We start from the raw sequence: 23,463 nt of genomic DNA on the forward strand, positions 1-23,463 counted from the left end.
ACTGCATGACTTATGTACGGCTCGGTGCGGTGAATACGTGGTACGACGTGTACGGGGAGGGCGAGCCGCTGCTGCTGTTGCACGGAGGGTTTGCCGATTCGCGGTCGTTCGAACCGGCGATCCCCCTGCTCACCAAGCATTTTCGGGTATTCACCGTGGATCGGCGCGGGCACGGGCGCACACCGGACGTCGACGGGCCGTTCAGCTACGAGATCATGGCCCAGGACATGATCGCGTTCCTGGAGCAGGTGGTCGGCGGTCCCGCGCATCTGGTCGGCTACAGCGACGGAGCCAACGTGGCGCTGCTGATGGCCCTGAAACGGCCGGATCTGGTGCGGAAATATGTGTCGGTCAGCGGCAACTTCCATCACAACGGACTGGTGCCCGGGTCGATGGACTTCGACGATGCCGTCCTCGCACGGTTCGCACCCCACTACGGCGAGGCGTCACCGGACGGTATCGAGCACTTTCCGGTCGTGGCCCGCAAGGGACTCGAGATGGGAAAGACCCAGCCGGAACTCACCGCGGCCGACCTGGCGGGGGTGTCGGCGCGCACGCTCGTGCTGGCCTCGGACGACGATATGGTCACGCTGGAGCACACGATCGAGTTCTACCGGGCGATTCCGGATTCCGAGTTGGCTATCGTGCCCGGCACCTCCCACGTCCTGATACTCGAGAAGCCGACCCAGGTCTACAACACGGTTCTGGACTTCCTGACCTCGGATCCGGTGCGGCCCCTGTTTCCGCTCCGGCGGGCACAGCGCGAACCCGGCGGGCAGGATGCTTGACCGCCGGGCGACGGACGGATGGCCTCACCGTTCGATACGTTCGCACCACTCGTAGACCGGGAGGCTGCCCTCGGCGGTGTCCTGCCAGCGCGGCGTCACCTTGAAACGCTCGTAGCCGCCGTTGAACTGCACCCGCAGTTCCACACCCGGAGGTGTGATCGGCACAATCCGTTGTGGCAGGTCGGCAGGCCCGCCCTCTAGTACGGCCTTCGGTGAGCTACCCATAGCTGAAGGCTCTCATACCCGGGCGGATCGACCGACCGATTCCGAGAAAGACACGCCTTGTGTGGTGGGAGGTCCCGGCCAAAAGCACGCCGGGACACGAAGAGCGGGAATGCCGGGACACGTAGAGCGGGAATGCCGGGACACGAAGAGCGGGATGCCGGGCCCCGGTGTGTGGGCGATGACGGGCCCCCGCTCGGCGACCTCTGGGCGCGCAGTCCTCTCCTGGTATGGGGCCGATACCGCGACGCGGAGGGCGGCACCGACCCCTCGTTGTTCCGGCGTGCTTTTCGCCGGAACTACAGCGGGAGGAGGTGGTGTTTGCGGGGGTTGCGGTTGAGTTTCTTGTCGCGCAGCAGGTGTAGGGCTCGGCGGATCTCTAGTCGGGTGGTGGCCGGTTCGATGACGGCGTCGATGTAGCCGCGTTCGGCGGCGACCCAGGGGGTGGCGACCGTGGCGTTGTAGAAGTCGATCATCTGCTTGCGGATCGCGGCGCGCTGCTCCTCCGGCGCGGCCTCGATCTGCTTGCGGCCCACCACGCTGACCGCGCTCTCCGCGCCCATGACCGCGATCCGCGCGGTCGGCCAGGCCAGATTCACGTCGGCGCCGAGCTGCTTGGAGCCCATCACCGCGTAGCCACCGCCGTAGGACTTGCGGATGACCACGGTCACCTTCGGCACGGTGGCCTCGACGAACGAGAACAGGAAGCGGCCGCCGCGCTTGATGACGCCGATCTTCTCCTGCTCCACACCCGGGAGGAAGCCCGGCGTGTCCACCACGAACACCAGCGGCACTTCGAAGGCATCGCACATGCGCACGAAATGCGCCGCCTTGTCCGAGGCACGGGCATCCAGCGCACCCGCGTACACCATCGGCTGGTTGGCGACCACGCCGACGCTGCGGCCGTCGACCCGCGCGAATCCGGTGATGATGTTCTGCCCCGACTGGGCGCCGATCTCGTGGAAGTCGCCGTCGTCGAAGATGCGCAGCAGGATCTCGTGCATGTCGTATCCGGCGTTGTCGGAATCCGGCACGATCGAGTTCAGTTCCCGGTCGCTGTCGGTCATCTCGGGCTCCATGCCCGGATTCACGATGGGCGCCTGCTCCTGGCAGCTGGACGGCAGGTAGCTCAGGTACTGCCGCACCCACTCGAAGGCCGCCTTCTCGTCCTTGGCGACATGGTGGATATTGCCGTACTCGGCCTGACTGTAGGCCCCGCCCAGTTCTTCCAGGCTGACGTCCTCGCCGGTGACCTCGCGAATCACCTTGGGACCGGTGACGAACATGTACGCCTCTTCGGTGGCCACCACGACGTCGGTGTTGATCGGCGCGTACACCGCACCACCGGCACAGCTGCCCAGAATCATCGAGATCTGCGGCACCATGCCCGACAGCGGCTCCTGGCGACGGCCCATCTCCGCGTACCACGCCAGCGAGGTGACCGCCTCCTGGACGCGGGCGCCGCCGGAGTCGTTGATACCCACCACCGGACAGCCGACCTTGCCCGCGAATTCCATGACCGCGGCCACCTTGCGACCGAACATCTCACCGACCGAACCGCCGTACACGGTCTGATCGTGCGAGAACACCGCCACGGGGCGGCCGTCGACCATGCCGTGCCCGGTGACCACGCCGTCGCCGTAGAGAGCGTTCTTGTCGCCCGGATTGCGCACGAGCGCACCGATTTCCACGAAGGTGCCCGGATCCAGCAGCATATTGATCCGGTCGCGGGCCGAGGGGATACCCTTGCGGGCCCGCTTGGCCACCCCCGCTTCACCCGCCGGCTCCTGCGCGAGTTCTAGCTTTTTTCGCAGGTCGGCAAGCTTCTCGGCGGTCGTGCTCACTGGTCTCCCTTCGCAATAGCGGCCAGTTTCTTGGTGAGGTCGGCACCGATCGTGGCGATGCGCGGCTCGTCGACGATCTGGAGGTGGTCGCCCGGGATGTGGATGATCTCGAGGTTGGGGATGTACTCGTCCCAGCCGCCGTTGGGTCGGCGTTCGGCGTAGCGCGGCTCCAGCTCGATGGCGCCGTCGTGGTACCGATCCGCAAGGTAGAGAACGACATCGCCGTCGTAGCGGGACGGCTGCACCTTCGCCAGCTCGCGGTGCTCGATCCACGAGGTCCGCTGGTGTTCGAGCACCCCGCCGGGGATCTTCGCACCGGAGAACTTGACCAATTCGAGGACGATCTGCAACTGCTCTTCGTCGCTCGCGGCCGCCAGCTCCTCCAGCTGCTCCCGATCGAGTTCACCCTGGATGTTGAAGGTCTTCTTCGCGAATGCCTGGTACCGCTCGATGCGGCGTACCCGCGCCTCGGGGCTGTCGTCCTCCGGCTCGGCCGGAATCGCCAGATCGAGCAGGCCGATCCAGCGCACATCCGCGCCCTCCTCGCGCAGCAACTGGCCGACCTGCAGGGCCAGCACCGCACCCAGCGACCAGCCGTACAGCACGTACGGCCCTTCCGGCTGGATCTTGCGGATCTCCGGAAGGTACTGGCGCGCACGCTCTTCGATCGATCCCTCGACCCGTTCGAAGCCGTACATCGGGGTGTCCGCGGGAAGTCGCTTCAGCAGCGGCTCGTACACCAGTGTGTTGCCGCCCGCCGGGTGGAATACGAGAACCGGCACCGCATCCGAGCCCTCCGGCCGCGGGCGCAGGGTACGCACGAAGCCATCGATGGCCAGGGCATCGTCCTGATGCCGGCGCACGATATCCGACAGCTGCTCGATCGTCTCGCAGTCGAGCACTTCCTCGACGTCGATCTCCGCACCCACCCTCTCGGACAACCGTTCCGCAAGCTTCTGCGAGGTCTCCTGGTCCAGGATCGGCAGGGTGTTGAAGATGCCGCCCGCCGACTTGCCCGTCACCATGGCCCAGGTGCCGAAGGTCAGGCGCTCGGCCGCATCGCGCGGCGGCACGTTGTCCTCGGTCGGAGCGACCGCCGAATCCTCCTGTGCGACAGCGGCTTGCGCGGGCGCAGCCGGTTCGGCCGCGGCCTCGGGCTTCTCGGCGGCAGCGGGGGCTTGCGTGCCGAGCTTGTCCCGCAGCAGGGCAACCGGATCCTGTCCCGACTCGACGGCGGCGCGGGCCGCCTCGACGAAGTTCTCGTCGATCGTCAGCTGCCCGCCCGCGGCGGCCTGCTGCTGGGCCATTTCGTCGATCAGCTCGCGATGCTCGACCGCGTAGCGCAGGACCTTGGAGATCTCGTGCAGGCTGGCGTCACGCACCGCCTGGACCTGCAGCTGCGGGATGTCGAATTCGTATTCGACCCGGTTCTTGATGCGCATGGCCATCAGCGAGTCCAGGCCCAGCTCCATGAGCGGGATCTCCATGGGCAGATCCTCGACCGCATAGCCCATGGACTCGGCGACGATGATCGCCAGCCGCTCCTCGACGGTCTGGCTGCTGTTGGGATCCCAACGCTCACCGAAGGATTCGACCACGGCGACATCCGTCGACGGCTCTGCCGCCGGCTGCTCGGCCGGGACAGGCTGCGCCACCGCGGATTCCGGCAACGGCGCACCGGAGGTCACCACCGCGTCGAACAGCAGGCGGAACGCACCGCCCTCCTTGACGTGCACCTGCACCGACGCACCACCCGGATGCGGGGTGAGCGTAGTGGTCAGCGTGCCGGAGGCGGGCACCGGCGAATGTGCGATCGACGCACCCAGCGAGACGTCCGAAAGCACCTGGGCCGCAGCGGCATTCACCAGGGCGGCGAGATCGGTGACGGCACCCGCCGACACCTCCCAGGCGTGGCGGCCGTCGGGCAGCGCCACATGCGAACCGGGCACCCGGCCGCTGCCGGAACCGGCGGCGATGCCGACCTTGGGCCAATACTCCTTGCGCAGGAACGCGGTTCGTGGAACGTCGGCGTAGTCACCCTCGGGCAGCAGCGACGACAGGTTCACCGGATGACCCTGCACGTAGAGCTGCGCCAGCGCGGAGATGACGTTCGCGGAGTCGTCCTCCTTGCGCTTGAGCGTCGGAATCAGCGCCGCATCGTGCACACCCGCCGCGAATGTGGTGCCCAGCACCTGCATCAGCGCAACCGAATGCGGTGCGATCTCCAGGTAGGTGGTGATGCCGTTGTCCACCGCCGCCCGGATCGCGTAGCTGAAGCACACCGGCTGGCGCATATTCGCGACCCAGTAGTCGACATCGTGCACCGGATCCGAACCCGCGCGGTACACCGCAGATTTGCGCACGGTCGAGTAAAGATCGACCTTCGGGCGGCTCGGCTCGATACCGGCCAGCTCCGCGGCCAATTCGCCCAGCAGCGGATCCATCTGGGAGGTGTGCCCCGCGCCGCGGGTCTGCAGCACGCGCGCGAACTTGCCCTCCGCCTCGGCCCGCGCGACGACAGCCTGCACCTGATCCGGCGGACCGCCGATCACCGTGTTGGTCGGCGCGGCATACACCGCCACCTCGAGATCGGGATAGTCCGCGATGACCTTCTCGATGTCCTCGGCGCTGTACTCCACCAGCGCCATATTGCGGACCTCGTCGTCGGGGATCATCTGCTCGCCCTCGCCCATGAGACGCGAGCGCGCGCAGATCACCCGGACGGCATCCTCGAGGTTCATGCCGCCACAGACATAGGACGCCGCGGCCTCACCCTGCGAATGTCCCACCACGGCCTCGGGATTCGCACCGTGCGCCCGCAGCAGTGCTGCCAGACCGACCTGAATGGTGAACACGCCGACCTGCGAGGTGCCCACATCCCAATCCTGGGCGTCGTCGAGGATCATCTCCTTGACCGAATACCCGGCCTCGTCCTGGACCAGCTCGTCGACCTGGTCGACGGTGCGGGCGAAGATCGAATTCTCCAGGTAGAGCTTCTTACCCATCTTGCGGTGATGCGAACCGAAGCCGCCGAAAACCCACATCGGGCCGCGGGCGGCCGGGGCATCCGCGGTGAACACGCCCTGGCCGGGCTTACCGGCGGCAATGGCGCGCAGACCGGTGATCGCCTCCTCGTGCGTGGTGGCCAGCACCACGCCCCGCGACCGACCGTGGTTGCGCTTGGCCAGCGACCGCGCCACATCCTCCAGTGGAGTCGCCTGTCCCGCTTCGGATTCCAGCCAGTCGGCCAGATCGGCGGCGGCGCGGCGGCGGCGCGAGGGCAGATACGCCGAGACCGGCAGGATCACCGGCAGCGGCTCGGTGCGGGCATCGGTCCACTCCGCCACCGGCGCTTCGGTTTCCGCGAGAATCGCCTCGGCATCGGCGACCGCATCGGTGGTTTCGTCGTCCAGATTTGCTTCGGTGGTCCCGGCATTCGCCGGGGAGACGGAAGAGGGATCGGTGGGGACGTATTCCTGGATGACCAGGTGGGCGTTGGTGCCGCCGAAACCGAATCCGGAGACACCGATGGTGGCCTTACCGCTGTAGCGGGGGAACTCGGTCGGCTCGTCGACGACCTTCAGATGGGCCTGATCGAACGGAATGTACGGGCTCGGACCCGCATAGTTGATATTCGGCGGAATGACGTTGTGCTGCAACGACATGATCACCTTGGCGAGGCTGGCCGCACCGGCGCCCGACTCCAAGTGACCGAAATTGGTCTTCGCCGAACCCAGCAGCGCGGGCTTGTCGGCATCGCGCCCGCGGCCGACGATGCGACCGAGCGCGTTGGCCTCGATCGGGTCACCGATCGGGGTGCCGGTGCCGTGCGCCTCGATGTAGTCGACCGAAGACGGATGAATTCCGGCGTCGCGGTAGGCGCGGCGCAGCACGTCGGCCTGCGCATCCGGATTCGGAGCCAGCAGACCGTTCGACCGGCCGTCGTTGTTGACCGCGGAACCCTTGATGACGGCCAGGATCCGGTCGCCGTCACGCTCGGCGTCGGCCAGGCGCTTGAGCACCACCATGCCGCCACCCTCGGAGCGGACCATGCCGTCCGCGTCGGAGGAGAACGCCTTGATGTGGCCGTCCTTCGCGACCCCGCCGCCCCCGTCGAAACCGAGGGTCGTGAACGGGGCCAGCAGCATGTTCACGCCACCGGCGAGGGCGACATCGGCATTGCCGCTGCGCAGCGCCTGCACCCCCTCGTGCACCGCGACCAGGGTCGACGAGCATGCGGTGTCGACGGAGACCGACGGGCCGCGGAAGTCGAAGAAGTAGGACACCCGGTTGGGAATGATGGACGAGGCACTGCCCATGATTCCGTACGCCGCGGCCGTCGCCGGTGTGTTCTCATCGCGTTGCGTACCCGCCGCCATGGCGGCGAGAAACATGAAGTCATTGCCCGAGGAGCCGATGAAAACTCCGACCGGCCGGCCCTTCAGGTCGCTGGCAGGAATGCGGGCATGCTCCAGCGCTTCCCAGGTCAGCTCCATCATCAGCCGCTGCTGCGGGTCGACCCGCTCCACCTCGATCGGAGACATGGCGAAGAACTCCGCGTCGAAGCCCCTGACCACCTCCTCATCGAGGTAACCACCCAGGGTGTTCGCCTTCTCGACGACCTCGGCCATCTGGGGTTCGGCGAGGAACTCCGCCCATCGCCCTTCGGGCCGCTCCCGAATGCCGTCCCCGCGCTTGATCAGGAACTCCCACGTCGACTCCGGCGTATCCCCCGCACCCGGCAGTCGCGTCGACAGACCCACGATCGCGATATCGTGCGCCTCCCCCGGCTGGAATCCGGCCGTGTAGAACTCGTCGTCAACGGATTCCTCCGGAACGTCCGGCTCCCCGTTGATGATTCGCTCCGCCAGCGAGGCGATGGTCGGATGCTGATACACGATGGTGGCGTTCAGCATCACGCCGGTGAGCTCTTCGATATCCCCGCCGAGGGCGATGGCGTCGCGCGAGGCCAGGCCGAACTCCTCCATCGGCCGGTCCACGGTGATCTGTTCGATCGGCTGGCCGGTCGCGTCGGCGACCCAGCGCCGCAACCATTCCCGCAGCTCGGCCACGGACATGTCGGTGCCCGGTGTCACCTCGGCCGATGCTGCGGCCGGAACCTGCGCGGCGTCGGTGACCGCGGCGTCGCCGGCGGTCTCTGTCGTCTGGGTGCCCTCGTTGTCAGCCATCAATTCCTCAAGCTACCTGGGTGCGGGGGTTGAGCGGCGGGGATTGACAGCCAGTGTCCCCGTGTGCCTCACTCTTCGTTGGGTGCATCCGGGAAGGCCTGCTGCTGATAACCACCGCGCAGCGTGCCTTCCAGATATGCGGCCTTGCAGGCGCGGCGGGCGATCTTGCCGCTGGAGGTGCGTGGGATCGAGCCGGCCGGCACCAGCAGCACATCGCGCGCCGTCACACCGTGACGCTGCGAGATGGCCGCGCGCACCGCGTCGGCGATCGGTCCCGGATCGGCCTTGTGGGCGCCGGGCCCACGTTCGGCCACGATCACCAGCTGTTCGGAGGAGTCGTCCGGGTCGAACTTCAGGCCCGAATGGCTGTCCTGGGCGAACACCTCGGCCGGCAGCTGGTTGGCCGGGACCGAGAAGGCGGCGATGAAGCCGGCGCGCAGCAGCTTGCTGGCCTCCTGCGCCGAGTATTCGAGGTCCTGCGGGTAGTGGTTGCGGCCGTCCACAATGACCAGGTCCTTCACCCGGCCGGTGATGTACAGCTCACCGTCGACGTACACACCGTAGTCGCCGGTGCGCATCCAGACGGCGTCGGCGTCGGTGCCCTCGGCCTTGCTGTCGGTGGGCAGCCGGCGCACCAGCCTGTTCTTGAAGGTCTTGTGGGTCTCCTCGTCGCGACCCCAGTACCCGATGCCGATGTTGTTGCCGTGCAACCAGATCTCGCCGACCTGGTTCTCGGGCAGCTCGCGCGGGCCCTCCGGGCTGTCGATGGTGTCGGGATCGACGATCGCGGCCCACTGCGACAGCGCCACGTAACCGCAGCTGACCTGGGCGATGGAGTTAGGCGTGCCCTGCTCGACCTTGACCACGCGCCCGGCATTGAGCTCGTTGCGGTCGACGTAGATGACCTTCGCCTCGTCCTCGTGCCGGGTCGCCGACACGAACAGGGTCGCCTCGGCCATGCCGTAGCAGGGCTTGATGGCGGTCTTGGGCAGCCCGTACGGGGCGAAGGCCTCGTTGAACTTCTTCATCGAGGAGGTGGTCACCGGCTCCGAACCGTTGATCAGGCCGATGACATTGGATAGGTCCAGCGTCTCGCCGTTCTTCGGCAGGCCGCGGGCGGCCGCGTGCTCGAAGGCGAAATTCGGCGCCGCGGCGAAGGTTCCGGCGCCGTCGGAGACCGCGGCCAGCTCCTTGATCCAGCGGTAGGGCCGTCGCACGAAGGCACTGGGCGACATGATGGTGATGTATTTGCCACCGATCGCGGGCAGGATCACACACAGCAGGCCCATGTCGTGGAACAGCGGTAGCCAGGTGACGCCGCGGGAGTTCCAGTCCAGATTGATGGCGTGCACCATCTGCAGCAGGTTGGTGCCGACGGCGCGGTGGGTGATCTCCACACCGGCGGGCGTGCGGGTAGAACCCGAGGTGTACTGCAGGTAGGCGATGTCGTCGACGGTGATCTCCGGATAGACCCAGGCGTCGCCGAGGGTGTCCGGCACGGCGTCGACGGCGATGATGCGCGGACGCTGGGCGGCGGGCAGGGGACGGAAGAACTGGCGCACGCCCGCGGCGGAGGAGCTCGCCGTGAGAATGGCCGAGGGCTTGCAGTCGCCGAGCACCGCGTGCAACCGGTCGGTGTGGCCGGGCTCGTCGGGGTCGAACAGCGGCACCGCGATGGTGCCCGCGTAGATGGCGGCGAAGAAGGAGACCACGTAGTCCAGGCCCTGGGGAGCGAGAATCGCCACTCGGTCCCCGGGCTTGGTCACCTGCTGGAGGCGAGCGGCCACCGCGCGCAGCCGAATGCCGAATTCCTTCCAGGTCAGGTCCTGGTACTCCCCGTCGCGCTCGCGGGAGTAGTCGATGTAGCGGTAGGCCAGCGTGTTGGCGTCGTTGCGGGTGTGCTTCTCGACGTAATCGACCAGGGTCCGCCCCTCGGGAATTCTGATGTTCCCGGTTTCGTCCAGGTAATCGTCGAAAGTCTCGTCCGTCATTCCTTCTCCTCCGAGGCACACGCAGCACGGCGACATGGCCGCTGTTACCTGTGAGGCCCCGACTCGCTATCGCCCGCGGGCGCTCTGTGGTGCAAGAGCATGCCTGCAGCTTTTCCGGCGGTCTGCGCGGTGACCACCTATCGGCTAGATGTACTCAAACCAGAGACATGTTACAGAGCAGGCCCCGAAGCAGTCTCCGGAGCGCGGCCTACATGTCCCTGTTACTTCTACTTCTCCCGCAACAACGGGATCACCGGCGCGAAGGCGTCCATCTGGGTCGGAAACACTCCGACATAGGACATCGAGGTCAGTGCTCGCACGTTACGGATCTGCTCGGCGATCTCCTCGAATGTGCCGATCGCCACATAGGGGGACGCCAGAATGTCGTCCACCGTGAGCCGGACGTCGACCTCGAGATCGGGGTGCAGGCCCTTATCGATCGCGGACAGTGCCATCTCCGCCGTGCGCTCGCGGTCGTCGGTGATCAGAATTGCGGTAATTGTCCAGTTCAGCTCGATGTCGGCGAAACGATCACCGGCCGCCTCCTTGATCAGATTCACTTTCTCGATGGTCTTGTCGAGGGTGATTCCCGACAGCAGCCCTTTACCGTTTCGGGTGGTCTGCGGGACTACGGAGATGATGTCGGCGTGCTTGGCGGCCAGGCGCAGCATCCTCGGACCGCCGCCGCCGGTCACCAGCGGCGGGCGCGGGCCCTGCCGCGGCCGGGGCGTCCCCTTGATGCCGCGCACCTGGTAGTGCTTGCCCTCGAAGTGACATTCCTGACCGCGCAGCAGCACATCCAGGATGGTCAACGCCTCGTCCAGCTTCTCCAGGCGCACCCCGGGTGACTCATAAGGGATGCCCGCGGCCTCGAACTCCCCCTTGATCCAGCCCGCCCCGATGCCCAGCTCCAGCCGCCCCCTCGACAGCACATCGATGGTGGCGGCGTCCTTGGCCAGCACGACCGGATGGCGAAACCCGTTGGCCAGCACGGAGGTTCCGATGCGGATCCGCTCGGTCGCCACCGCCAGCGCACCCAGGGCGGCGATCGGGCCGACCTGCGGGCCCAGGTGATCGGGCACCGCGAACGAGTCGTAGCCCAACTCCTCGGCCTGCTGTGCGAGCTTGACGAACTTGCGCGCGCCGCCTTCCTGCTGATTGCCCTCGCCCGCCGCAGCGAAGCGGAACGGCCGCAGCGGGGTGCCCAGCGCCGACAACGCCGGTGCGGCGGCTTCTGTCATGAACACATGCTCCCTGGCTGTCGGAAATCGCGGCGACGCCGGATCGGTCCGGTGGACCGGCTCCGGCGTCGCAGTCATCGCAGCACTTTACAGCCTGCAGAAGAAACCGACGGGTCTTGGCCGGGATCAGGAGTGCGGCGGATGTGGAGCGTTGTTGATAAGGCCCGCCGCCCAATTCACCGTCCAGTCGACGGCGCTGGTGCCGTTGTCGTCGATCGTGTTGGAGGCGTAGAGAGCGTGCACGGGATTGCCGACCGCGCGGACCAGCGTGGTCAGGCTCGGGAGGATGTTGACCGGGTTCAGGGCCTTGGGCGGGGCGTCGCAGATGAGATCACCGGGGGCGCAGATGGTGAAGGTGCGGTCGGCGAGCGTGCCGAAGCCGCCCGGCCGCGGGCCGGTCATGGTGATGCCGGGGACGCTCAGGCCACGCAGCGCCACCTCGGCGCCGACACCCGGTGTGTCCGAGCCGATCACGATGCCCTGCCCGGGCCCGTGGTCGCGGCGGCCGTCGGCGATCACGGTCACACCCAGGACCTTGTCCGCCGGGACCGGTCCCTTGCCCGCGCCGATCTGCGCGGCAACATCCCCCGCGATCACCGCGCCCTGGGAGAATCCGGCGATCACATAGGTGGTGAGCGGACACTGCTTGTGCATCGAGGTCAACTCGTCGACCGCCCGCTTGGTGCCCTCCGAACGGCTGTTGTTATAGGACTGCTGGCCGTCCGGCGGCAGCGCGATGGGGTTGGAGAACTGCGCGACGTACGGGACGGTGTAGACGTCCAACCGGTCCTGCGGGAACTGCTGGCGCACCTGATCGGTGATGTGCAGCATGAGCGAGTTCGGATTGGCCGTCGGGTTGTGCGGATCGTCGTTGCTGGCCGACTCCCACGTGCCCGGAATCGACAGCAACTGCACGTCCGGGCAGCTGGCCGGCTGCGAGGTGGGCGGGCCCGGCTTGGGCAGTGTCGGCTTGGGTATCCGCAGCACCCCCGCCAGCAGGTACCACAGCAGCAGCACCAGCACGACGACCGCCGCGATGATCGCGAGGATCAGCAGACAGCCCGGTCGGCGGCGCCTGCCGGCGCCGCCCCGAAGTCCCGTCCGTCGTGAGGTCACTTGCAGTAGGTCGCGGTCGCGACGTCGATGTAGATCTTGCCGGCCTGCTCGACCGGCATCTTGTTCGGATCGAAGGCCGGGTCGGAACCGGCCATCGCGTTGACGTAGGTCGAGATCTCCTGGTCGGAGGCGCCCGCCGACTTACCCTGACAGACGTAGTTGGCCGCCGTGAGCGCGATATCCGGGCTGGACGGGGTGACGCCGCGCTTGCGCAGCTCGTCCAGGAATGCCTGATCCTTACCCGACAGCGGCGGGGTATTGGCCCCGGTCGTCGGCTCGACCGGCTGCGGCCGCTCCGGCGCGACGGTGGTGGTCGGGGCGGGCTGCTCCGGCGCGGGCTCCTCGCTGTCGGGGGGTACCTGGACCGAGGGAAGCGTGACGGTCGGGGAGGCGGTCGTGGTCGAGGTCTTCAGCGTGGGCGTGCTCGACGCCGTCGAATCGTTGTTGCCGCAGGCGGCGAGCAAACCGGTGGCCGCGATCGCGACAACCACACCGGCCACCTTTCCACGGGTCCGAAGCATGTATTCGTTTCCTCGATCTTGTTCACAAGGGTCAGCGGTCGCCGTCCAGGCTAATGGCTACCCCCGCGTCCGGGGGATACGCACAACAAACCTCATGCAACTCTCAAGGACGGCCTTAAATACCGTGCACCTCGGGTTTGCCGTCCTTGATCACGATGAAGCCGGTCTGGAAGTTCTGCTGGACTCCGCCGGGAACGGGGAACTCGTCGCTGATCGGGTAGCCGAGCTTGCCGTTCTCGAAGCCCTGCTGACCCCAGGCGTCCATGATCGGGCCGTTGCGGACCGCCCAGGCGCCCGACAGCGGACTCCAGTAGATATTGCCGCCCTCGAACGTCGAATACCGCCCGGCGTCGCGCAGCGGCTGCTCCTCGGTGAGGGGGAAGCCGAGCGGGCTGTTCTCGAAACCGAGCTGTGCGTACTTGCCCAGGATCATCCCCTGCACCCGATGCGCGCCGGTCTTGGTGCTGAAGTACAGGGGCCCGTTCTCGAAGCCCTGCACCACACCGTCCCGGTTCGGCGTCTTCTGCTCCGGCGCGGTCGGATACCCGGCGGGCCCGCGCTCGTAGCCCTGCCGGGCCCATTCAGCGAGGATCGCGCCCCGCACCACCTGGGCGCCGGTCTGCGGCGTCCAGTAGACCGAGCCGTCCTGGAAGGTCTGGTATCGGCCGCGCCCGTCCGGCAGCGGCCGTTCGTCGCCGGTCGGCATGCCCAGCGGTCCTGCCGGGCCCATGGCCCCCGCGTAGGTGCCGCCGATCATGCCGCCCACCGGATGCGCTCCGGTGCCCGGTGACCACACCACCCGCCCGCCGCGGAAGTCCTGTGCGGCGCCGTCGGTCACCTGGTACTCGCCGGTGACGCAGCCGCCCAGCCACGGATTCGCCTGTGCCGCAGCGGCGATCGCGCCGCCCACCGTGCACTCCGGCGCGGTCGGCTCGACCCCGAGCGCGGCCGCGGCCTGCGGCCAGGACTGACGCATCTCGAAATCCCAGTACGGCCAGGAGTGGGTGCCGGAGGGCCGGAAGTTCACGGTGACGGGGATCGCCAGCTTGTTCAGCTTGTTCACGAAGTTCTGGCTGGTCAGCCGGGCCAGGATTTCCAGCCCCATCCCGGCGTAGTTGGTGCTGATGCCGGGGATGTCGGAGGGCCTGTCGTAGGCGCCGGTGGTGCCGCTACCGGCCGAGACGTACAGGCTGACGCCCTTGAGCTTGTCGGCCAGCGCATACGGGTCGTGCGCCTCCCACTCCGGGCTCGTCGGCGGTCCCCACATGGCATTGGCGTCGAAACCGCCCGCATCGCGCATGGCGAACATGATGGCCTGCGGCATGCCCAGGCTCGTGGTGCTGAGCGCCCCCGAATACGAGGCCGCGAACCTCACCCAGCCCGGATTGCGCCCGGCCAGGAACATCGCGGCCGTCCCACCCATCGACAGCCCCTCCACGCCGCGCACCTCGGTGGCGCGCCACTGGTTCTGCAGCAGCGGGGGCAGTTCCTTGGTCAGGAAGGTCTCCCACTTGTAGTTCTTGCCGTTGTTCGGCTGCAGCCAGTCGGCATAGAAGCTGGACTGGCCGCCGATCGGCAGCACCACGGTGACGTTCTTGTCGGCGTAGAAGTCCACCGCGCCGGCGTCCTTGGTCCAGCCGCTCTCGTCGTCCTGGGCGCGCAGGCCGTCGAGCATGAACAGCAGCGGAAACCGGGCCTCGGGGCGGGTGTTCCAGTCGCGCGCCAGTAGCAACTGGACCTGCACGGGCGAGCCCATACTCGGCGAATTCACCCACAGCGCGACGCGGCGGTCGGTCAGCCACACCACCTTCTGCACGGTGGCACCGACGGCCGCGGCCGGGGTGGCGACCGGCTGGGCGGCGGCGGGTGCGATGGTGGCAGATCCTGCGGCGAGCGGTAGCACGACGACCGCGGCCACCGCCGCCAGTCGCCCACGAGCCGTACGAGCGCGGCGCGCTCTCCCCCATCTGACGGTTGCCTCACCTACCACAGAAGTTTTCTACCGCGCTGCGGGGCATAAGCCGGGGAGGACGCGCGGACAGCAAACGACCTGTCTCACAGCAAAAGTGACGAGTACCCCCGAATCGGGCGCCTGAAACACCCGACGCCGTGCAGAGTGCTGCACGGCGTCGGGCAATGTGCTCGAGAACTACCCGGCGTTCAGCGCCGCCAGGATGCCCGGGCGGGCCTTACCGAGCTCTTCCTCCCAGTACTTCCAGGAGTGTGTGCCGTTGATCGGGAAGTCGTACTGGGCCGGGATGCCCAGCGAGGACAGCCGCGCCTGGAACGACTTGGTGCTGATGAACGAGATCGCCTCGATACCCATCGCGTTGGCGGTGTTGAACACGCCGACCGCGGAGTTCGGGTGGTCGTGCGGGCCCGGGATGCCGTTGGCCGAGGAGATGAACATCGGCAGGCCGCGCAGCTGGGGCGCGAACACCATCGGATCCGACCGCAGCCACTGCGGGCTCCACGGCGCGGCCATCGAGTCCACGTTGAACCGACCCGCGTCGAGCATCATCACGCGGATGGCCTCACGCATGCCCGGGGCGTTCCAGTTCATCGGGCCGGAGAACGAGGCCGCGTACTTGAACTGGTCGCGGTGGAAGGCGGCCAGCCGCAGGGCGGCCGGGCCGCTCATGGACAGGCCCGCCACGCCGTAGTTGTTGCGCGCGACGCCGTAGTTGGCGAGGAAGTCCGGCAGCTCCTTGGTCAGGAAGGTCTCCCACTTGTAGGTGAACTTCTGACCGTTGGTGTTGCTCGGGGCCTGCCAGTCCGCATACCAGCTGGACTGACCGCCGACCGGCATCACGAGGGTGACGTTGTCATTGGCGAACATGCCCTGCGCGTTGGTCTCGAACGACCAGGCGTTGCGGTCATCGCGCGCCCGCAGGCCGTCGAGCAGGATCAGCGCCGCATTACCTCCGCCCCGGGCCCACTGCACCTGAACCTTCACCGGACCCATGGAGGACGGGACCATCAGCTCCTCGTAACCGCCCGCTGGGGTGTGGTGCACCGGAGCACTGAGGGGGGACGCCAGCGCGACCGTCGGGGTCGCCACACCCGCCGCGATCGGGAGGGCCAGTGCGGCTGCGCTCACAGCGAGAAGGCGTGTGCGCCAACCGAGCTTTGCATTTCGCCGTCCTGACTGGATTCCCTCCGGCGCGGCGGACCTGCCGAAACGCATTGATACTGCTCTCTTTCTGCTGCTGTAGTCTGCTGTTGTAGCCATGCCGCGCGACGGTGTGTCGCCGTCACCGGCACGATCAGCACTCACTCCGGACCCCGACTTCCGAGGTGAGTGGCTGCGCGTCTACGAACTGGTCACACTTGCGCTCGCTGGACGATATGCGACCGCCCTTTCGTTAGCAAGATGGGACGAACCATGTGACCGAAATCCGCCCGTGCAGCTTTCGTAATCGTGCGGTGACCCTATCGCGTCCGGCCGGTGATGTCGCGCGAACCCGAAATCTCTTCCGAGATCCCGGCTTTCGCCGGGAACAGGAAGAACGCCCGGATGCCCGGAAGGGAACGGGAAGAACGCCCGGATGCCCGGAAGGGAACGGGAAGAACGCCCGGGATGTGGCTGTCTAGCCGAGATTCGCGCTCAGATCGGGCAGCATCTTGTGGACCTGGTCGATCCAGTAACGCCAGAAGTGAACGCCTATCGGCGTGTAATCGAACGTCGCGTTACCACCGCCGAGACTGTTCCAGCGGGCCTGGAATGCCCGGGTATTGCCCAGCGCGATCGACTCCAGCACCGCGGCATTGGTCAGGTGATACGCGTCGACGGGACCGCGCAGCGGATCGCGCGGGCCGGGTATGCCGTTGCCGGAGGAGATCCACAGCCGCGTGCCGTGCTCGTGCAACAGCTTGGCGGCGAGGGTCGGATCGTGGCGCTGCCAGCGCGGATCCCCCGGCAGACCCCACATGGAGTCGATGTTGTAGCCGCCGGCATCCATCATCGCCGCCCGCAACGCCTCCGGCATCCCGGGGGCGGTCGGATTCAGATATCCCGAATAGGATGCGGCATAACGGAATTGATCGGGATGATAAGCCGCCAGGGTGAGGGCGGCCCCGCCGCCCATGGACAATCCGAATACCCCGTTGCCATTCGGATTGAAGCCGAGCCGATCGCGCAGCGCATTGCGCAGATCCCGGGTCAGGAATGTCTCCCATTCGTAGCGGTAGCTCTTACCCGGACCGCCCGACAGCGCCTGCGTCCCACCCGATCCTGAGGCCAGACCGACTGGCGAGCCTATCGGTGGCAACCCCAGGAACGAGCTGGGCGAGACCCAGTCGGAGTAGAAGCTGGACTGGCCGCCGATCGGCATGACCACATTGATGTTCCACTGGGTCAGCGTGCGCGAGATGTCGGTGTCGATCTCCCAGCCGGACAGGTCGTTGCGGGCGCGCAGCCCGTCCAGCGCGTACACAACACGCTGGGTATTGCCGTCGGCGGCGCGGAAGACCCGGGTTTTGACCGGACCCATGCCCGAGTCGACCCAGAAGTCGAAACCCGCCGGATCGTACGACGCGGCGGCCGGACCGGCCGCACCGACGGTGGCCGTCAGCGGCACCGAGAGGGCCACCGCCAGTCCGGCAATCGTGCGGCGCAACCGGCCCACGGGGCCGCCACCGGCGCCGCTCCGGCACCTACTGCCTTGCCTAGCAACCTTCTCGCACACCACATCCGACCGCATCGACTCGACCTTTCGCCTGTGCAATCACCGTTGACCGCATTACGAGCGCCCGCCGATCGGCACTCGGATGCCGAACGCCCGCGCGTCCGAGTGCGCGTTCGGCATTATTTCCGCCTCTTCTATAGGCGGACAGACGAAATGAAACCCACGGGAAAACACCCGCGAGACCGAATCGTGATAGAACGCGGTCAGCCGATATTGGCCGACATGTCCGGAATCATCCGATATGCCTCGGCCTGCCAGTTGAACCAGTCGTGCACACCGACGGCAGGGAATGAATACACCGCATTCTGCGCGCCCAGGGTCATCATGCGCACCTGGAAGGCACGGGTATTGGCCAGCGCCAAGGCCTCCAGGGGCGCGCCGCGAATGATGTGATCGGCGGCGGCCAACGGTGGCAGCCCCAGATCCTCCGGTGCGGGGACGCCGCTGCCGGCGGCTATCCACAGCCGCGTGTTGTTCGCGATCAGCCGGGGCGCGAAGACGAACGGGTCCATCCGCAACCACTGCGGGCCCCAGGGCGGCGCCATCGAATCGACGTTGTAGCCGCCCGCGTCGACCATGGCCGCGCGGATGGCCTCGCGCATACCGGGTGCGGAGATGTTGAGGTAACCGGAGAACGATCCGGCGAAGCTGAACTGGTCCGGGTGGTAGGCCGCCAGCGTCAGCGCCGCGCTGCCGCCCATGGACAGGCCGAACACCCCGTTGCGATCGACGCGAAAGCCCAGCCGGTCGCGCAGGGCGTCGCGCAGCTGGACGGTCAGGAAGGTTTCCCAGTCGTAGCGGTAGCTCTTGCCCGGCCCGCCCAGGAATGTCTCCGTCGCCCCGGAACCGGAGACCGAGCCGAAGCCGGTCGGTCCGATGCCGAAGTACGAGCTCGGCGCGTTCCAGTCGGCGTAGAAGCTGGACTCACCCCCGATCGGCATCACCGCATTGATATTCCAGCTGGCCAGCACCTCGGCGACATTGGTCTCGTGCTCCCAGCCACTGATGTCCTCGGTGGCCCGCATACCGTCGAGCACATAGGCGACGCGGTCGGTGTTGCCGTCGGCGGCGCGCAGGATGCGGGTCTTGATCGGGCCCATGACCGGGGAGTCGACCCAGAAGTCGAAGGCGGCGGGGTTGAAGGCGGCATGTGCCGGTGCGCCGCCGAGAACCGAGACCGTCAGGGGCAGCGTCAGCGTTATCGCCACCACCAGCATCGCTCGTCGTAGCCACGAGTCCTCGGTGGGACCCTCCTTACCGCGCGCACCTCGCATCGATTCGACCTTTCGCCCGGCGACCGGCGCGCATACCGCTCATTGCACGGTCGGCCGCTCGATCCGGATACCCAGATGAAGTTCTGCCACTCCGTGGTACTGCAGCTTCTCGCTCGACACGAGTATTACGGATGTCCGGTTGGTTCGCGGCAAGGCAGACCGGAATAAAACCGAAAAGTGATCTAGGACATTGGCAATCCGGCAGCGAAAAGCCCGTGACGGCGGCCCTGGGGGCCGCCGTCACGGGCATGAGAAGTGGGGGCCCCGGCCGCCGTCACGGGCATGAGAAGTGGGGGCCCCGGCCGCCGTCACGGGCATGAGAAGCGGGGGGACAGAGCCTGGGGCTGCCCTGGTCAGCCGATGTTGGCGGACAGGTCGGGGAGCATGCGGTAGAGCTCGCTCTCCCAGTAGCGCCAGTTGTGGACGCCTACGTTGGGGAAGTCGTAGGTGACGTTGTTGGCGCCGAGGGACATCATGCGGACCTGGAAGGCGCGGGTGTTGATCATCGCCAGGGTTTCCAGGCCCATCGCGTTGAGGGTGTTGAAGTTCGGGCCGTCGACCGGGCCGGGCAGGCCGCTGCCGGAGGAGATCCACAACCGGGTGTTGTTGGCCTTGAGCCGCGGCGCGAAGACGAACGGGTCCATCCGCAACCACTGCGGGCCCCACGGCGGAGCCATCGAGTCGATGTTGTACCCACCGGCATCAATCATCGCGACGCGCAGCGCCTCACGCATACCCGGCGCGGACACGTTCAGGTAGCCCGAGTAGGAACCGGCGTAGCTGAACTGGTCCGGGTGGTAGGCGGCCAGCGTCAGCGCGGCGCTGCCGCCCATGGACAGGCCGAACACGCCGTTGCGGGTCGGGTTGAAGCCCAGCCGGTCGCGCAGCGCGTTGCGCAGGTCGCGGGTCAGGAAGGTTTCCCAGTCGTAGCGGTAGCTCTTACCCGGGCCGGCGGCCAGCACCATGGTCGCGCCCGAGCCCGAGGCGGATCCCGACGACGAGCCGGAGATCGGCGGCAGGCCGAAGAAGGAGCTCGGCGCATTCCAGTCGGCGTAGAAGCTGGACTGCCCGCCGATCGGCATCACCACATTGATATTGGCCTTGGTGAGCGCATCGGCGATGTTGGTGTCGTGCTCCCAGCCGCTGATGTCCTGGGTGGCGCGCATGCCGTCGAGGGCGTAGACGACCCGGCTGGTGTTGCCGTCGGCGGCGCGGAAGATCCGCGACTTGATCGGGCCCATGACGGGCGAATCGACCCAGAAGTCCATGCCACTGGGATTGAATGCGGCCGAGGCGGTCCCGGCCCCGACCGCTGTCGCGCCGAACGGCACCAGCGTCGCCAGCGCCACGCCGAGCACCGACCGCTTGAGCCAGCCGGCCCGGCGATGTCTTCTCTGCGCCCCTCGCACAGTCACGCCTCGCATATTCTGTTCGGCCTTTCCTTTGTGCGGCCGGGCTCGGCCGCTTCTTGCGGGTGATCGCCACAACGCATGGCCACAACGCATGACGGCATGCGCCCCCGACGGACGTACTCATGGGAGCTTATCGCGTCGGCGATGGCCCAGCGTTACCGAATCGAGACAAAGTGGCGAAGAACGCAAGAGCACAGCACTAATTCGGAGCCACCGGCGCGGTCGGATCGACCAGGTGGCACCGCTGGATCTCGTACTTTGGCACCCGGTCGATGCGGTACTTCGCGAAGTGGAAGGCCTGGACGATGTTGTGCCGGAACCGGTCCCAGGTCAGCGGGGCCCGCGAGGAGGCCAGCAGGTCCTGGGTGGCCGGGCAGCTCAGCGCCGTGCGGGCCTGGTTCACCCACTTCTCGTCGAGGAACCACGGCATCCACGGATGCCGATCGACCATGCCGGCGTCCACCAGCACCCAGTCCGGGTACAGGTTCTTGTCGTGGCCGATCCGGCCGTCGGCGAGCCGGTCGGTGTGCGCGGCCAGCGGATAGGCCAGGCCCTCCTGATCGATGACCCGCACGTTCAGGGGAACGTTCATGCTGGTCATGCCCAGATTCAGGAAGTAGACGGTATGGCCGTACCCACCCTCCGGAATCGGCAGCGGGGGCGGGGCGACGAACCACATCATGTACGACGGCGAACTGAGCAGCAGACCGCCGTTGGGGTTGTGCTCGATATCGCGCACCATGGCCCGCATGCGCGGATAGTCCAGATAGTCCTCGGCCAGCACCGGATGGTCGTGCCCGCTGTTGAGGACGTAGTAGATGCGCTCGTCGACGATCCCGGTGTCGCTGATGGAGGCACCCGAGGTGTTGGCGGTGGTGTTCGCCGCGAACAGCGCCCACCCGATCGCCCCTGCCCAGACGACCAAGGGCAGGACGAGATCCCGGCCGAAAGCACGCCGGGATGAGGAGGAGGGGGCGGCCTGCCGGGATGAGGCGGAAGGGGCGGCCTGCCGGGATGACGAGCGGTCGGGCAGGCGCACCGGAATCACCGCGACCGGCAGCAGCAGGATGAACAGCTGCGGGAGCAGCATCCGGCCGTGCATGAAGTCGCCGCCGACGCGGATGTTGAAGACGACGAGCAGCAGCCCGGCGAGGAGCATCATGGCGACGACCGCGCTCGGCGAATGCAGCCGCGTCCGCAGCCGGAACCACTTCGTGATTCCGGCACGCTCTCCGCCGGAGACCTCGGTGTCCGTCGCGGCGGCGGTACGACGCGAACGCGTCATGAGAACCAGCCCGGCCACGACGAGCAGCAGCAGCGGCACCCAGAGGTAATACGGGCCGACCAGATCCCACAGGTAGGTGAAGCCCTGCTTCCACTTGGCGCCGCCCGCCTCCTTGGCGACCGCGGTGTTCGGATAGGGCAGGCCGTAGTAGCCCATGCGCCAGATCTGATAGCCGACCGGAACCAGCCCGGCGACCGCGACGATCATCGCGCGCAGGACGATCGGCCGCACCCGCGTCCGCGGCATCGGGGCGCAGAAGACCAGCAGCAGGGCCAGACCGCCGACGACGGTCATCTCCGGCCGGATCACCCAGCACAGCCCGGCCCAGAACACCAGGCCGAAAAGGCTTGGCAGGCGGACCCTCTCGGCCTGGCTCCAGCGCATGAGCAGCCACCACAGCACGCCCAGCCAGAAGATGACCAGGCAGTTCTCCAGTCCGGAGGTGGCATAGTCGCGGGCGGGCGGCACCGCGATGTAGACCAGCGCGCCCGCGGGCAGCAACAACTGCCCGGCGCTACCGCCCCACAACCGTGCGGAGCCGAGCATCGCGAATACGACGGCCAGCAGCGACAGCGTCAACGCCACCGCCAACGCCACGTACTCCAGCCGCACCTGGGTGAGCCATCCGAAGAACCAGATGACGTAGGTCCACGCCGCACTGGTGTTGGTCTCCACCCGCTCACCCGCGTTGAAGACCGGTCCGTTCCCGGCCAGCAGATTGCGCACGGTGCGCAACACGATCAGGCCGTCGTCGGCGATCCAGCGCCGCTCCCAGGCGCCGGCCCCGAACAGGACCACGGTGAGCGTCATCCCACCGACGAATGTGGCGCGGGTGAGTAGCGAGAAGCGCCGCTCGGCTAGCGCCCGACGCAGCGCAGCACCGACCGGCAGTGCCGTCGTCGGTGCATCGTCTTCCCGCTTGTCTCCCGCTACCACCATCTCGTCAGGTGAGATAGACAGCGACAACTACCGCTCCGATCCACGCTATGGCCAGGAGTTGCAGAACACGATCCCCCAGCGCGATCTCTTCGGGTTCACCGGCCTCGCCACCATCGACGTCGACCGCGTAGCGCAGGATCGCGATCGTAATAGGAATCATCGAGATCGCGAACCACGGGCTGTTCTTGTGATCAGCTTCGAACGCCCACAGTCCGTAGAAGACGACTACGGCAGTGCCGGACAGAGTCCAGATGAAACGCAGATAGGTGGGCGTGTAGTACTGCAGCGACTTGCGAATCTTCGCGCCGGTGTCGAGCGCGATCTTGAGCTCGGCATAGCGCTTGCCCGCGGCCATGAACAGCGAGCCGAAGGCCATGATCAGCAGGAACCATTGCGACAGATGGATATCGGCGGCCGCGCCACCGGCAACCGCACGCAGCAGGAAGCCCGACGACACGATACAGACGTCGAGCACCGCCTGATGCTTGAGCCCGAAACAGTAGGCGAGCTGGATGCCGATGTAGATCGCCATCACCACGGCCAGCTGCCACGCCGCCGCGAACGAGAGCAGGATCGAGCCGATGAGCAGCACTACCGACAGCGAATAGGCCAGATTCACCGGCACCACACCGGCGGCGATCGGCCGGAAGCGCTTGGTCGGATGCGCCCGATCGGCCTCCACGTCCAGAGCGTCATTGATCAGGTAGATGCCGGAGGCGGCCATGCAGAAGACCACGAAGGCGATCGCGATGTGCCAGTCCCGGGTGAAGTCCGCCAGGTAGTAGGTGTCGGTGCCGGGAATCTTGCCCGCCACCATCGGTGCGGCCAGCACCAGGACGTTCTTCACCCACTGCCGCGGCCGCACGGCCTTGAGCACGCCGCCGACCAGGGTCTTGGGCGGACCCTTGATAACGGCCTCGTCCAGATCGACGCTGGTCGGCTCTTCACTCATA

15 protein-coding genes are annotated in these 23,463 nt (G+C 67.1%); 1 reads left to right on the top strand and 14 read right to left on the bottom strand.

What is annotated here, in order from left to right; all coding sequences use genetic code 11:
- Positions 1-5: 5 nt before the first annotated feature.
- Positions 6-788, top strand: a complete 783-nt coding sequence (locus IU452_RS08595) for an alpha/beta fold hydrolase (protein ID WP_195108422.1) — start codon at positions 6-8, stop codon at positions 786-788.
- Between the two features lie 24 nt (positions 789-812).
- Here the strand turns inward: IU452_RS08595 and IU452_RS08600 are convergent, their stop codons facing one another.
- The 14 genes from IU452_RS08600 to IU452_RS08665 form a co-directional block, all read right to left on the bottom strand.
- Positions 813-1,013, bottom strand: a complete 201-nt coding sequence (locus IU452_RS08600; protein ID WP_195108423.1) for a DUF5988 family protein — start codon at positions 1,011-1,013, stop codon at positions 813-815.
- Positions 1,014-1,309: 296 nt separating this feature from the next.
- The gene (locus tag IU452_RS08605) at positions 1,310-2,854 is read right to left on the bottom strand and encodes an acyl-CoA carboxylase subunit beta (protein WP_195108424.1); all 1,545 of its coding nucleotides are present in this window, start codon (positions 2,852-2,854) and stop codon (positions 1,310-1,312) included.
- A complete protein-coding gene (gene pks13, locus IU452_RS08610) occupies positions 2,851-8,043 on the bottom strand; it encodes a polyketide synthase Pks13 (protein WP_195108425.1) in 5,193 nt (1,730 codons plus the stop codon). Before pks13 ends, IU452_RS08605 begins: the two co-directional genes overlap by 4 nt.
- Before the next feature lie 68 nt (positions 8,044-8,111).
- Positions 8,112-10,034, bottom strand: coding sequence for a long-chain-fatty-acid--AMP ligase FadD32 (fadD32, locus tag IU452_RS08615; RefSeq protein ID WP_195108426.1), 1,923 nt, complete (start codon positions 10,032-10,034; stop codon positions 8,112-8,114).
- Positions 10,035-10,261: 227 nt separating this feature from the next.
- Positions 10,262-11,275, bottom strand: a complete 1,014-nt coding sequence (locus IU452_RS08620; RefSeq protein WP_195108427.1) for an LLM class F420-dependent oxidoreductase — start codon at positions 11,273-11,275, stop codon at positions 10,262-10,264.
- 126 nt (positions 11,276-11,401) lie between these two features.
- On the bottom strand, positions 11,402-12,391 hold the full coding sequence (locus IU452_RS08625) for a cutinase family protein (RefSeq protein ID WP_195108428.1): 990 nt from the start codon (positions 12,389-12,391) through the stop codon (positions 11,402-11,404).
- Complete coding sequence (locus IU452_RS08630; RefSeq protein ID WP_195108429.1) at positions 12,388-12,912, bottom strand: DUF732 domain-containing protein; 525 nt, start codon at positions 12,910-12,912, stop codon at positions 12,388-12,390. Before IU452_RS08630 ends, IU452_RS08625 begins: the two co-directional genes overlap by 4 nt.
- 115 nt (positions 12,913-13,027) lie before the next feature.
- Positions 13,028-14,830 carry an alpha/beta hydrolase-fold protein gene (locus IU452_RS08635; RefSeq protein ID WP_324192509.1) on the bottom strand — a complete coding sequence of 601 codons (1,803 nt, stop codon included), beginning with the start codon at positions 14,828-14,830 and terminating at the stop codon, positions 13,028-13,030.
- 231 nt (positions 14,831-15,061) lie between these two features.
- On the bottom strand, positions 15,062-16,099 hold the full coding sequence (locus tag IU452_RS08640; RefSeq protein WP_195108431.1) for an alpha/beta hydrolase: 1,038 nt from the start codon (positions 16,097-16,099) through the stop codon (positions 15,062-15,064).
- A gap of 403 nt (positions 16,100-16,502) precedes the next feature.
- A complete protein-coding gene (locus tag IU452_RS08645) occupies positions 16,503-17,615 on the bottom strand; it encodes an alpha/beta hydrolase (RefSeq protein ID WP_195108432.1) in 1,113 nt (370 codons plus the stop codon).
- A gap of 188 nt (positions 17,616-17,803) precedes the next feature.
- The gene (locus IU452_RS08650) at positions 17,804-18,874 is read right to left on the bottom strand and encodes an alpha/beta hydrolase (protein ID WP_195108433.1); all 1,071 of its coding nucleotides are present in this window, start codon (positions 18,872-18,874) and stop codon (positions 17,804-17,806) included.
- Between the two features lie 353 nt (positions 18,875-19,227).
- Positions 19,228-20,289 carry an alpha/beta hydrolase gene (locus IU452_RS08655; RefSeq protein WP_416382290.1) on the bottom strand — a complete coding sequence of 354 codons (1,062 nt, stop codon included), beginning with the start codon at positions 20,287-20,289 and terminating at the stop codon, positions 19,228-19,230.
- Between the two features lie 196 nt (positions 20,290-20,485).
- Entirely contained in the window at positions 20,486-22,510 is a 2,025-nt protein-coding gene (zomB, locus tag IU452_RS08660; protein WP_324192511.1) for a flagellar motor control protein ZomB, read from the bottom strand.
- Between the two features lie 4 nt (positions 22,511-22,514).
- Entirely contained in the window at positions 22,515-23,462 is a 948-nt protein-coding gene (locus IU452_RS08665) for a decaprenyl-phosphate phosphoribosyltransferase (protein WP_195108435.1), read from the bottom strand.
- Position 23,463: the final 1 nt, after the last annotated feature.

This window comes from Nocardia transvalensis, assembly GCF_015477765.1.
Lineage (GTDB): Bacteria > Actinomycetota > Actinomycetes > Mycobacteriales > Mycobacteriaceae > Nocardia > Nocardia transvalensis_A.